This window comes from Luteolibacter sp., from assembly GCF_058122085.1.
The window spans coordinates 1-11,959 of record NZ_JBIKBQ010000121.1; the positions used below are offsets into that span (position 1 = coordinate 1).

12 protein-coding genes are annotated in these 11,959 nt (G+C 64.7%); 7 read left to right on the forward strand and 5 right to left on the reverse strand.

What is annotated here, in order from left to right; all coding sequences use genetic code 11:
• The coding region (locus tag AC4DF4_RS15740) for an ABC-F family ATP-binding cassette domain-containing protein (RefSeq protein ID WP_490049066.1) at positions 1-1,802 on the reverse strand (1,802 nt) is incomplete at its 3' end.
• Between the two features lie 154 nt (positions 1,803-1,956).
• Between AC4DF4_RS15740 and AC4DF4_RS15745 the strand changes: the two genes are divergently transcribed.
• The 6 genes from AC4DF4_RS15745 (at position 1,957) to AC4DF4_RS15770 (ending at position 7,647) form a co-directional block, all read left to right on the forward strand.
• A complete protein-coding gene (locus AC4DF4_RS15745; RefSeq protein ID WP_490049067.1) occupies positions 1,957-4,041 on the forward strand; it encodes a TonB-dependent receptor family protein in 2,085 nt (694 codons plus the stop codon).
• Positions 4,042-4,112: 71 nt separating this feature from the next.
• Entirely contained in the window at positions 4,113-4,805 is a 693-nt protein-coding gene (locus AC4DF4_RS15750; RefSeq protein WP_490049068.1) for an energy transducer TonB, read from the forward strand.
• A 7-nt stretch (positions 4,806-4,812) separates the two neighbouring features.
• The gene (locus AC4DF4_RS15755; protein ID WP_490049069.1) at positions 4,813-5,472 is read left to right on the forward strand and encodes a MotA/TolQ/ExbB proton channel family protein; all 660 of its coding nucleotides are present in this window, start codon (positions 4,813-4,815) and stop codon (positions 5,470-5,472) included.
• A complete protein-coding gene (locus AC4DF4_RS15760) occupies positions 5,472-5,897 on the forward strand; it encodes an ExbD/TolR family protein (RefSeq protein WP_488259467.1) in 426 nt (141 codons plus the stop codon). Before AC4DF4_RS15755 ends, AC4DF4_RS15760 begins: the two co-directional genes overlap by 1 nt.
• Before the next feature lie 3 nt (positions 5,898-5,900).
• Positions 5,901-6,341 (forward strand): hypothetical protein, encoded by a 441-nt coding sequence (locus tag AC4DF4_RS15765; protein ID WP_490049070.1) that lies wholly within the window; start codon positions 5,901-5,903, stop codon positions 6,339-6,341.
• Between the two features lie 7 nt (positions 6,342-6,348).
• Positions 6,349-7,647: an MFS transporter gene (locus AC4DF4_RS15770; RefSeq protein ID WP_490049071.1), complete on the forward strand. Its 1,299-nt coding sequence runs from the start codon at positions 6,349-6,351 to the stop codon at positions 7,645-7,647.
• On the opposite strand, the gene AC4DF4_RS15775 is transcribed toward AC4DF4_RS15770, so the two are convergent.
• Genes AC4DF4_RS15775 through AC4DF4_RS15785 form a run of 3 tightly spaced genes read right to left on the reverse strand, consistent with a single transcriptional unit; the run spans position 7,644 to position 9,731 of the window.
• Entirely contained in the window at positions 7,644-7,919 is a 276-nt protein-coding gene (locus tag AC4DF4_RS15775; RefSeq protein WP_490049072.1) for an acylphosphatase, read from the reverse strand. The genes AC4DF4_RS15770 and AC4DF4_RS15775 overlap by 4 nt on opposite strands.
• Positions 7,920-7,925: 6 nt before the next feature.
• Complete coding sequence (locus AC4DF4_RS15780) at positions 7,926-9,197, reverse strand: hypothetical protein (RefSeq protein ID WP_490049073.1); 1,272 nt, start codon at positions 9,195-9,197, stop codon at positions 7,926-7,928.
• A gap of 3 nt (positions 9,198-9,200) precedes the next feature.
• Positions 9,201-9,731 carry a hypothetical protein gene (locus AC4DF4_RS15785; RefSeq protein WP_490049074.1) on the reverse strand — a complete coding sequence of 177 codons (531 nt, stop codon included), beginning with the start codon at positions 9,729-9,731 and terminating at the stop codon, positions 9,201-9,203.
• 51 nt (positions 9,732-9,782) lie between these two features.
• On the opposite strand from AC4DF4_RS15785, the gene folP reads away from it, so the two are divergent.
• A complete protein-coding gene (folP, locus tag AC4DF4_RS15790) occupies positions 9,783-10,628 on the forward strand; it encodes a dihydropteroate synthase (RefSeq protein WP_490049075.1) in 846 nt (281 codons plus the stop codon).
• A gap of 6 nt (positions 10,629-10,634) precedes the next feature.
• Here folP and AC4DF4_RS15795 read toward each other — a convergent pair whose 3' ends face one another.
• Positions 10,635-11,618 carry an N-acetylmuramoyl-L-alanine amidase family protein gene (locus AC4DF4_RS15795; protein ID WP_490049076.1) on the reverse strand — a complete coding sequence of 328 codons (984 nt, stop codon included), beginning with the start codon at positions 11,616-11,618 and terminating at the stop codon, positions 10,635-10,637.
• Positions 11,619-11,959 lie beyond the last annotated feature (341 nt).

Below are 11,959 nucleotides of genomic sequence, written 5' to 3' on the forward strand. Positions count from 1 at the left end.
AAGCGTTTGGCTTGGAAATCCGGATCGTGCAGCATGGCTTCCAGCGCCTCGGTTTCCTGCTCGATGGCAAGGATGGCGGTCTCCATGCCTTCGAGCTCGTTCTTCTCGTTGAAGGTGAGCTTGCGGCCTTTTTTCACAGCGGCGGCTGGGGCGCTGGCAGCTTTCTGGCGGGCGGCGGCCTCCCGCGCGGCGGCTTGCGCCTGGATCCGCTGGGCGGCCTCGCGAGCCTGGCGCTTTTCCAGATAGTAGGAGTAATTTCCCGCCTGCACCGCGATGCCGTCGTCCTCGAAGGCGATGATCTGATCGCAGATCCGGTCGAGGAAATAACGGTCGTGGGAAACGACGATCACCGAGCCGTCGAACACCGCGAGCGCTTCCTCGAGCATCCGCAGCGAGGGCAGGTCGAGGTCGTTGGTCGGCTCGTCGAGCACGATGACGTTGCCGCCGTTTTTCAAAACCTTGGCCAACATCAACCGCGCGCGCTCGCCGCCGGATAGAAGATCGACGCGCTCGTTGATGCGCTTGTCATCGAAGAGGAAACGCCGCAGATAGTTCCGCGCGCCGAGCGGCTGGTTGCCGAACATCAGCTTCTCGTTGCCGTCGGAAATCTCGTCGAGCAGCGAGCCGGTGCCGTCGAGCACCATCCGCGTCTGGTCGATGTAGTTCACCTTCACCCGCTTGCCGGTGACGGCGGTGCCTTCGGTCGGATCGAGCTGGCCGAGGCAGAGCTTGAGCAAAGTCGTCTTGCCCACGCCGTTGCGGCCGACGATGCCGGTGCACTGGCCGGGGCGCAGACTGAGAGTTAGATTGCGGAACAACCAGCGCGGCGACTTCTCCGAGCCGACATTCACGCCCGCGCCTTCCAGCTCGACGACGATGTTTCCCAAGTCCGGAGCCGGCGGGATGAGCAGGTCCATTTCCCGCTCCTCGGGCGGCGCTTCGAGGCCTTCGATTTCGTAATACTTGTCGAGCCGGGTGCGCTGCTTGGTGCCCCGCGCCTTGACGCCGGACCTAACCCACTCTAACTCCTCGCGCAGGAACCGCTGGCGGCGGCGCTCGGTCTGGCTGGCAATCTGCTGGCGGATCGCCTTGGATTCCAGGAACGCGGTGTAATTCCCCGGATGCGAAAACGCCCGGCCCTGGTCGATCTCGATGATCCGCGTGGCGATGACGTCGAGGAAGTAACGGTCGTGCGTCACGAAAATCACCGCGCCGGGGAAGGTCTTCAGATAATCCTCCAGCCAGCGGATCGACTCGGCGTCGAGATGGTTGGTCGGCTCGTCGAGCAGCAGCAGATCCGGCTGGCAGGCGAGCGCGCGGCAAAGCGCGACCCGGCGTTTCTCGCCGCCGGAAAGCGGGCCGACCATCGCGTCGAGCGGCGGCGTGCCGAGCGCGGTGGAGGCGGCCTTGATCCGGGAGTCGAGGTTCCAGCCGTCGGCGTGGTCGATGAGGTGGAGCAGGTCGTTGAGCTCGGCGTCGCTGCCCTCGCCATTTTCGTAGCGGCGGATGGCCTCGACGATGTCGGCCGCGCCCGAGGCGATGTTTTCCTGCACGGTGAGTTCCGAATCCAGCTCGAACTCCTGCGGCAGGTAGCCCACGCGGAGAGCGCGGCGCAGGGAAATTTCCCCGGAATCCGCCATTTGCTGGCCGGTGAGGATTTTGAGGAGTGAGGTCTTGCCGCAACCGTTGCGGCCTACCATCCCGGCTTTTTCCCCGGCGGCGATGGCAAGCGTGACGCCATCCAGCAGCGTTTGGTAACCGTAGGTCAGGCGAATTTCGTTGGCAGAGAGGAGAGCGGACATGAAGCGGCGCGCTTGTTGCCTATCCCGGGCCAAACGTCCATCGCGGATCGCGAATCGGCCGCCATCCGGCAAATGACAAATTTCCGGTTGACGCGGCCACCCCCGAATGCTGTCCTCGCGCTGTTGAGACTCAATCTCAAGAGAAAGCGATTCCATGAAACACAACTCCATTTCCCGTTCCACCGCCGCATGGCTGGCGGCGACTCTCTCCACCGCCAGCCTGGCCATGACCCAGGATGCGGTGACCACGCTCGAATCCATGGTGGTGACCGCCGAGTCGGAAGCCGATGAAACCAACCAGCAGGGCTGGCTTCCCGACGTGGCCGGTGCCGCGATCTTCGCCGGCAAGAAGACTGCGGTCATCGATCTGGATGCCCAGGCGCGGATCGTCGGCAACAACTACCGCCAAGCGCTTTCCCAAACTCCCGGCCTGCTGCTCGCCGAGGAATCCTCGCCGCTAGTCAGTCTCGGCTACCGCGGGCTCAATCCGCACCGCGCGCAGTTCACCCAGATGCTGCGCGACGGAATCCCGATCCACGCCGACCAATTCGGCTATCCGGAAGCCTACTACACCCCGCCGCTCGACACCGTGGACCGGATCGAATTCCTGCACGGCGGCGCCGCGCTGCAACACGGCCCGCAACCCGGCGGCGCGCTGAATTACATCACCCACCGCCCGCGCACCGACAAGCCGTTCTCGCTCCGCACCCAGCACGTCGTCGGCAGCGACGATCTCTACTCCACCTTTTCCTCAGCGGACGGCACCGTCGGCAAACTCGGCTACTACCTCTATTTCAACCACCGCGAGAGCGACGGATTCCGCTCCGCCAACAGCGATTACGACCTCAACAACGGCGCGATCAAACTCCTCTACTCGCTCGATAACGGCGGGAAAATCATCCTCAACGCCGACACCTACGAGGAAAACCACGGCGAACCCGGCGGCCTCTCCGTCGCCGATTTCAACTCCGGCAGCCTCAAAGCCACCCGCCTTCACGACGAACTCTCGCTCGACCGCGATTCCGTCTCACTGACCTACGAGATCGAGCCGACACCCGACTCCTTCTTCACCGCCAGCGCCTGGTGGACCGACTACACCCGCTTCAGCAAGCGCCAGCAGGGCGGCGGATTCGGCACCCTCCCCACAAAAACCACCAACCAGATCGAGGATCAAAATTTCGAAACCCTCGGTCTCGACGCCCGTTACCGGCTGAACTGGGGCAGCCAGGCCCAGCACACGCTGAGCACCGGCATCCAGATCTATCATGTCGACTCCCCGCGCACCGACGAGGTGGGCAGTTCGCCTTCCGCCTCGTCCGGCAGGCTCGCCCGCGTTTCGGACCGCGAGGTTCTCTATCTGCCGGTGTTCGTGGAAAACCGTTTTGCGTTTGGGAAATTCTCCATCACTCCCGGATTGCGGGTCGAAACGTTCAGCCAGGATGTGAACACGCGTTTCATCGATCCCGCGCTGGCCACCCGCACCCGCGATGAAGATGGTTCCATCTTGCTCGGCGGGTTGGGCATGGAATACGAGGACACGGAAAACTCGGCGTTTTACGCCAACGTCTCGCAAGGTTATCGCCCGGTGATTTTCAGCGAAGCCGTGCCCACCGGCGGCGGACAAGTCGTCCCGGACGACCTTGAGGAAGGCAAATCCATCGAATACGAACTCGGCTACCGCACCCGCGCCAACGAGTGGCTCACGCTCGATGCCAGCGCTTTCCTGCTCTCCTTCAAGGACCAGATCGGCACGCTCGGCAACACCACCGCCAACGTCGGCGACTCCATCCACAAAGGCATCGACCTATCCGCCAGCACCGACCTGCTCCGCGACATCGCCGGCACGGAGCAATACGGCTCGCTCGACTGGTATGTGAACGGCACGCTGCTGGATGCGGAGTTCACCAGCGGCCCGAGCGACGGCAAGACGCCGCAATACGCCCCGGATTTCATCCTCCGCACCGGCCTGAACTACAACTATCAGGACAAGCTCAAGATCACCCTCGGCGGCACCTTCCTGGACGACCATTTCGCCAACGACAGCAACGACGCCCCATACGCCGTGCCCGCCTACATGGTCTGGGACCTCACCGCGGAATACAAAATCCATGACAACGTCCGCCTGATCGGCGGAATCAACAACCTCTTCGACGAAAGCTACTTCGCCCGCGTCCGCAATGACGGGATCGATCCCGCCAACGGCCGCAACTGCTACATCGGCGCATCCTTCGAGTTCTGATCCCGATTTTGACGCGGCCCGCCGCGGGGATTGTTTTCTTGCCGGACCCGCCCTAGTTTCCGCTCGCTGCCATGACCGCCCTTTTCCACGCCCTCAATATCGGCACGCTCGCCTGCTGGCTGAGCGTGGCGGCGTTCGGCACCGTGGCGCTGGTGGTTCCGGGTTTCCGGGGTGCTCCCGTCGCCGTGAAAACGGCAGAAGAGATCCACCCGGTCCCGGAGGATTTCACCCTCGGCGAAGCGGAAGCCGCCGAGGAAATCCCCACAACCACCCCGGCCGCGGCCACCGAAGCTCCGGCGGAGATCCTACCCGCGCCGCCCGAGCTGCCGGAAATCGCCGAGTTCGCACCCTTGCCCGAGATTCCGGAAATTCCCCGGCCCGCGGCGAAACCATCCCCCTCCCCCGCTCCGGTCCAGGCGCAAACCAGGCCCCGGCCGACCCAGCCCGGGAAACCCACTTCCACCGCAAAACCCGGCGGAGCCCCGGGCACCGGAAACCCCGGCGCGTCCGATTCCTCCCGCCTCGCCCAGGGCCGCATGCCCAAACCCAGCTACCCCGCGCAGGCCAAGCGCGCCGGCCAGACCGGCACCGTCGTCATCGAGTTCACCGTCGACGCCTCCGGCCGCGTCATCTCCGCCTATCCGAAATCCTCGTCCGGCTGGCCGCTGCTCGATTCCGAAGCCGTCCGCACCGTCCGCCGCTGGACATTCCCCGCCGGCGGGGTCATGAAGCTCCAGCGCCCCATCGTTTTCCAACTCCGCTAACACCACCGTGCTCGCCAATATCGTCGTCGAAACATTCATTGAAGGCGGCTGGGTCATGTGGCCCATCCTCGCCACCTTTTTCCTCGCCCTCTGCGTCATCCTCGACCGCGCGGTCTGGTGGCTCCGCCTGCAAGCCAGACTCCAGCCGGACCAACAGGAACAAGCCCGCGTCGCCATCGGCACCGGCGATTTCGCCACCGCCTGGGAGCTCGGCAAAAACACCCGCGAGCCGTTTCTGGCAAACCTCCGCGAGGGCATGACCCACGCCCACACCTCGATGCTCGCCGCCATGCAACTCCACGCCACCCATCTCATCGAGAAATCCGAGGCCCGCATGTGGGTCATCAGCACGCTCATCACGCTCGCGCCGCTGCTCGGTCTGTTCGGCACCGTCGTCGGCATCATGGGTTCGTTCTCCTTCGTCGGAGACGAGCAACTCGCCGCCAGCAAGGTCTCCGGCGGCATCGGCGAGGCGCTCATCGCCACCGCCTGCGGCATCGCCATCGCCATCATGTGCCTGCTTCCCTATAACTTTTTCCGCAAGCGCGTCGCCGTGCTGCGCGGCTCGCTGGAGCGCTGGATCAACCACACCGAGCTGCTGGTGAAATCGGCCAGGGAACACGGCCACGACCTCGAAGCCTTCGCCGCCAACCGCACCCCGCGCTGATGCCCGTCCAACTCCACAGCCGCTCCTCCGACGACGAGGGCGATGAAGCGCGGATCGAGATCATCCCGCTCATCGACATCATGTTCTTCCTGCTCGCCGCATTCATGTTAGTGAGCCTCAGCATGACCCAGCTCCACCGCGTGCCGATCAACCTGCCGGAAGCCTCCACCGGCGTCGCCGACACCAAGACGCCGCCGTTCCAGATCGCCATCGACGCCAGCGGCGTGACCACCTGGGACGGCAAGATCGTCACCCTGTCTGAAATCACCGCGCGCCTGAAAGCCGGGGCCAAGCCGGACGAAACCCGCGTCCTCATCGCCGCCGATGCCGAAGCGCGCCACAAGCAAGTGCTCGGCGTGCTCAACGCCGTCCGCGACGCCGGCGTCGAAAAAGTCAGCTTCGAATCGAAAACTCCCAATCCCTGAAGCGTGAAATCCCGCGTTCTGCCCATTCTCAACGCCATCGGCTGCCTCGTCCTAACCGGAGTGATCGTCATCCAATGGCAGCGGGAACGCGCCGCCGGAGAATCGCTGGCGAAACTCAAAACCGAGCTCGCCGCCGCACACGACCTGGCAGCAGACGAAACCCAACGCGCCGCCAGTCTCGAGCGCGACATCGCCGTGCTCAAGGAATCCATCGAAGCCACCCAAAAAGCGGCCGAGGAGTCCGCCCGCTTGATGGAGGCAAAGACGGCGCAGGCCGCCACCCTGGAAACCGAAATCACCGCCGCCCGCGAACAGCTGAAAATCTGGGAGACCGCCATCGCCGCGCGCGACGAAAAACTCCGCGCTCTCGACGCGGAACTCACCGCCACCCGCGGGCGGCTGGACGAGGCCATCGCCAGGCTCAAGGAAGCAAGCACACGCTAACCGAACGATGCCGCGCCTCCCCGCATGGCTGGATCGATACCGGACCCTGCCGAAGTGCGTCCTGCAATTCGCTGCCGGGATGTTCCTCATCAACCTGATCAACGCCTCGCAATTCCTCCTGCTCAACCTCTTCCTGAAAGCGCGCGGGCTCGGCGATCCGGCGATCGCGGCTCTCACCTCCCACCGGTTTCTCGCCACCTTCTTCCTCGCCCTGCCCGCCGGGCTCTGGCTGCGCGGGCGGTCGCTGCGCATGCCGCTCGTCATCGGCGCGGTTTGCTTTCCCCTCACCGCGCTGGCGATGCTGGAGACCGTGCGTTTCGGCGCGATGGGCGCCGCACCGTTCTGCTTTCTCGCCATGGGTTTCGCCGGCCTGATCCTCAACGTCGCCAGCCTGCCGATGATGCTTCGCATCGCGCCGCCGGACCAGTCGAGCGAGGCGCTGAGCCTGATGTTCGCGACCTGGGGAGCGGCCAGCATCTGCGGCGGCGTGCTCTCCAGCGTGCTTCAAGGCATCGGCACCCTACACCTCGGGGGCGTCCATCTCGTCTTCGACGAATACTCGACGCTGCTGGTCCTAACCATCTGTGGCTTGGCGGCACCGTTCCTTTACGCCCGGCTCCCGGACCCGCCGGTGGCGGAGAAATCCACGCGCCACTGGCTGCACGTCCACCGCGAGGATTTCCCGCTGCTGCTGCGCGCGCTTGTTCCCACGCTCTGCATCGCGACCGGCGCGGGCATGGGCATCCAGTTTCTCAATCTGTTTTTCAGCAATGTCTATCACCTCGGCCCGGCGAGCTACTCCGCCTTCGGCTCGGTCAGCTACGTGCTGGCATTCGTCGGCGGGCTGGTCGTCCCGGAAGTGCGCCGCCGCCTCGGCTGGCACGGGGCGATCATCGGCGTGCAATCCGCGGCCGTCGTCCTGCTGGTGCTGATGGGGCTCACCGAGCTATGGCAAAACGCCGGCTGGGCGCTGCCGGTCGCGCTGGTCTGTTTCATCTTCCGCCAGCCGCTGATGAACATGGCCGGTCCCTCCACCAGCGAGCTCTCGATGTCCTACGTGGGCGGGCGCAACCGCGAGCTGATGAGCGCTTGCAGCGGTGCAATCTGGAGCGGCTCCTGGTGGCTGGCCGCGCGGATCTTTGAAGGCCTGCGCGCCCACCAGCTTCCCTACTGGCAGGTTTTCATGGTCACCGCCGCGCTCTATCTGATCGGCACGGTTTCCTACCTCGGGCTGATCCGGGCGGTGGAACGGCGCGAGCCTGAAGAAGCGCCCCCCGACGCCGCTCCCGAACCGGAACAGGTCTAGCGCTCGATGCGGAAACCCGAACAGCTCTCCAACAGCAAAATCTTCTCCGCCGTCAGGCTCTTGATGTGATGGGCGACGGTGGATTCCTCGGCGATCTCCTTGATGAAGGATTCCACCTCGTCTTCCTCGCCCATGACTTGCAGCTCGACGCTGCCTTCCGGCAGGTTCCTGACCCAGCCGCAGACATCGAAGCCGCGCGAGAGGTCCTTGACGGTGTAGCGGAAACCGACGCCCTGGACGCGGCCTTCGAAGATGACTCGTTTGGCAATCATGAGCGGTTATTCGGCTCCGAGCGCGGTGGCGGTGGCGGCCTCGAAGGTGTTGAGGAAGCGGACGCGGCCGGGCGACGGCCGGGTGATTTTCAAATGGCGTCTGTCCTGCGCGCCGGCCATCGCGGCGACGAGCCGGGAGGCGGCGGCTTGGAGCTTGTCGGCGGCTTCGGGGTTTTCCAACTCGATCTCCCAGAGCACCGCGGACGAGGCCTCGCCGTCGGGAAACAGGACGTAGCGGTCGTTTTTCCAACAGGCGGCGATCTCGGAAGCGGTGCCGATGTCGCCGAGCGGTTCGAGCCAGAGGCGCAGCCCGAGCTGGCCGGCAGTCTCGGTGAGGAAAGGCTCCTCGGGAACGGCGGGAAGCTCCAGCGCCTTGGGCTCGGCCGCGGGCTCGCCGGGGAAAAAGATCGCGCGGGTGGTCTGCGGCGGACTGCGGAACGCGGCCTGGAACTTGTCGTTGCCTTGCACGTGCAGGGTGTCCGCAAGGCCCTTGCCCTCCGAAGCGGTAAAGGTGGTCAGGCCCTGGAGAAACGGGGAAAGGCTGGCGAGAAGCTGCACGGCTTCGGTGTTTTCCTTCATCGGCATGAAGCCGATGGTGCGGGCGCTCAACGCGTAAAATCGCGCCTCGGAACCGGCGGCGGCTCCCTGATGGAGCGCTTCGCGGGCGCGCGCGGCGTCGTCGCCGGGATAAGCCGGAGCGGGCGGGAAATGCTGGTGCAGCAGAACGCGGGCGAGCAGCCGGACGAGCGCCGCCTGGTCCGGGATGTTTTTCAAGTCGAAGTGGTCGGTCACCCAACCCTCGCCGGTGACGTCGTCGAACCACGTCAAGGCCCCGACCGCGCGAACGGCGGCGAGCTGGGAGAGCAAGTCGTCGTCCGGCCGCAGCCAGCCGATGAGTTTGTAGGACTCCTGGCGGTCGTCGATGCCGGACGGGCCGTAGCGGCTCTCGATGGCGGCCATGATCCGGCCGCGGAGCTCCTCGCCGGCGAGGCGGTGGACGACGGGGTTTGATAGAAAGCGCAGGCCGAACTCCTTCTCCGCGCGGTCGATGAACTCCTGCGGCACGGCGAGCTCGCCGCCGCCTTGCGCAAGCGAGCGGAGCGATTCGTTCTCGCGCCGGAGCATCTCGTTTTCCTCGCCGGCGATGCGCAGCTGGTTCTCGAGTTCCGCCAGATCCGCGGTATTGCCGGACGAGCGCCAGTGGAGGCCCTGCAGGATGCCGGCCGCGCCGATGACCCCGCCGAGGAGCCAGGGAAGCAAGGTCTGGGGAGAGGGCACGGCTTACTTGAAGGGATTCGACTCGAGCGCGGAGGATTTCACGCCGAACACCTGCTCGAAAGTTTTTCCGGGCAGCAGGTTGAAAACGATCGGCGCGCTGCGTTTGCCTTCCGCATCGTAGAGATAGACGATCCGCTGCACCGGCAGCTCCTTGCCGTTAGCCGGATTGAGGCGGCGCACCCGCGAGTCGAACATGAGCTCCTCGACGAGCAGGCCGGTCACCTTGTGGTAGCCGTAGCTGACTTTGAACATCTCGTTGTTCTGGCCGTCGCGGATTTTGCAGCCGAGCGGGTTGGCGTTTGAATCCATCTTGTAAGTGGTCACCATGCAGAGCTTCCCGTTAGCTGTGAAGGTCTTTTTCGTCAGGGTCCGGCTGTCGGGGCTGCGGGTGAACACCGCGCGCGAGCCGTCCTCGTGCTTCATGCAGCGGACGTTCGGCCCATCGACTGCCGCGGCATCGTTGGCGTGGCAGGGAAGTGAAACGAAAAGCCCTGCGGCGATCGCGCGGATTTTCCAAGTTGCCAGCGGGTTCATGGGGCGCAAAGTAGAGCCCTCAGGCGGACGCCGCAAGCCGCCAATTCACCGATGATTTGGAAAACACGACGCGCCACGCTCGATCTCACCCACCAGGCGCAGGCGATGGGAATTTTGAACGTCACGCCGGATTCGTTCTCGGACGGCGGCGACCATTTCGGCGTCGCGACCGCGCTGGACCACGCCCGCCGGATGATCGCCGAGGGCGCGGCGATCATCGACATCGGCGGCGAATCGACACGGCCGGGTTCGCTGCCAGTCGTGGCGGAGGAGGAAATCGCCCGCACGGTCCCGGTCGTCGCGGCACTGCGGGCGGAGTGGGACGGGCTGATTTCCATCGACACCTCGAAGGCGGCCGTCGCCGCGGCCGCGCTCGCCGCCGGGGCGGACATCGTCAACGACGTGAGCGGCCTGCTGGCGGATGCGGAAATGGCGGGGATTTGCGCGGCCAGCGGCTGCGGCGTGGTGGTGATGCACATGCAGGGTCGCCCGCAAACGATGCAGGCGGCACCGCGGTATGCGGACGTCGTCGCGGCGGTGAGGGCGTTTTTCGCGGAGCGTTTTGAGACACTCACGGCGGCCGGGATGGACCCGGCCGCGCTGTGTTTCGATCCGGGCATCGGCTTCGGGAAATCCCTGGACCACAACCTCGCGCTGCTCCGCGCGCTCGGCGAAATCTCCACGGCCGGGCGGCCTATCCTGCTAGGCGTATCCCGGAAATCCTTCATCGCCCGGATTCTCAACACCGACGATCTCGCCGCCCGCGAGTGGCCGACCGTCGCGATCACTTCCAACGCCCGTGAACAAGGAGTCATGCTGCACCGCGTGCATTCCGTCCGGCCGAACGTGGAGGCGCTGCGGATGACCGAGGCGATCCTCGGGGCGAAACCCGCCTGACACGGATCAATTCGCCGGAGCGTCACCCGGCTTGCGCGAGACGGCGAAGCGGTATTTCCCGATGGCATCGACGAGGCCGCCGGCGAGCGCGTTCTGATAGGCCTCGTTCTCGATCAAGCGGGCCTCGTAAGGATGACTCATGAAGCCGCCTTCGAGCAGGATGGCGGGGTGGCGGACGCCGGAGAGCACGCTGAAGCGGGCGCGCTTGATTCCGCGGTCGAGCGTGTTGGTCCCGAGCCGCCGGAGGATCGAGCCGTGGACGGAGGTGGCGAGCGCGATGTTCGCGGAGTCGTGCTCGTTGCCGGCGCGGGTTTGCAAGTCGGCGGCTTTGAAATCGTGGTCATAGTGCGGCACGCCGGGCGGGGAGAGCGTGAACGTCTCGATGCCGCGGGCCGAGCTGCCGCCGGAATTGAAATGAATGCTGACGTAAATCGCGCGTTCCTTCACGGCGTTGGCGAATTCCACGCGCTCCTGAAGCGTGAGATACTCGTTCGTGTTCCGGGTCATCACCACCTTGAAGCCCTTCGCCTCCAGTTGTTTTTTCACCAGGCCGGCGAGCTTGAGATTATACATGGCCTCGGCACCGAAGGGGTTGGTGGCTCCGGGGTCCTTGCCGCCGTGGCCGGGGTCCAGCACCACCGTCCGGAAATCGCCGGCGTTCTGGATGAAATTCGGGCGCAACACCGGATCGATCAATTTCGCGAGGTCGATCCGCGAGACGTAAACTTTCTCCCCCACCGGCGCGATCGGATGGCTGAAGATGAATTTGACGTTGTTCATCAGGCACTCGTTGCCGCCGACCTTGAGCTTCATTTCGACCTTGGAATTCTCAAGGACCACCGAGGTGCCCGCACGGGTCATTTTGGCGAAGTTGTAAAAGCGCTTGATGCTCTCCACCGAGACATACTCGCGGCCCTCGATTTTCGTGGTATCCCAGCCGGTGGCCGGCGCGGCGGATCGCGCGGGTCCGGCCGCCATGACCAGGACCATCACGCACGCGAAGACCCGCCGCAAAAAGGCAGGCGCTCGTAAGAGGTGGTCCATTGAAGAGTAAGTCGGCACGGGTTTAGGCGGACCGTATCAATCCAGAACGCCGATGACAACCCGATTTGTCGGTCCCATTATACGGAAATCAGGGCGGTTGCCCGGAAATCAGCCATGGTCGATGTTCATTGGCGATTTAAGAAAATACTAAACATTGGCCTCCGTTTTGGCCGTTTCAGCCTGCCATGGAAACACTGATGACCCAATCCGCCCTCGTTGTCGACCACCTCGTCCTACGCACCGCCACCGAGGACGCCGAGATCGACCTCCTCCGCCAGGCCCTCAAC

What these genes read in the sequence shown, in the direction of transcription:
- AC4DF4_RS15745 (WP_490049067.1), top strand. Translation starts at nt 1,957, where the DNA reads ATGAAACACAACTCCATTTCCCGTTCCACCGCCGCATGGCTGGCGGCG.
- AC4DF4_RS15750 (WP_490049068.1), top strand. Translation starts at nt 4,113, where the DNA reads ATGACCGCCCTTTTCCACGCCCTCAATATCGGCACGCTCGCCTGCTGG.
- AC4DF4_RS15760 (WP_488259467.1), top strand. Translation starts at nt 5,472, where the DNA reads ATGCCCGTCCAACTCCACAGCCGCTCCTCCGACGACGAGGGCGATGAA.
- AC4DF4_RS15770 (WP_490049071.1), top strand. Translation starts at nt 6,349, where the DNA reads ATGCCGCGCCTCCCCGCATGGCTGGATCGATACCGGACCCTGCCGAAG.
- AC4DF4_RS15775 (WP_490049072.1), bottom strand. Translation starts at nt 7,919, where the DNA reads ATGATTGCCAAACGAGTCATCTTCGAAGGCCGCGTCCAGGGCGTCGGT.
- AC4DF4_RS15785 (WP_490049074.1), bottom strand. Translation starts at nt 9,731, where the DNA reads ATGAACCCGCTGGCAACTTGGAAAATCCGCGCGATCGCCGCAGGGCTT.
- folP (WP_490049075.1), top strand. Translation starts at nt 9,783, where the DNA reads ATGATTTGGAAAACACGACGCGCCACGCTCGATCTCACCCACCAGGCG.
- AC4DF4_RS15795 (WP_490049076.1), bottom strand. Translation starts at nt 11,618, where the DNA reads ATGGTCCTGGTCATGGCGGCCGGACCCGCGCGATCCGCCGCGCCGGCC.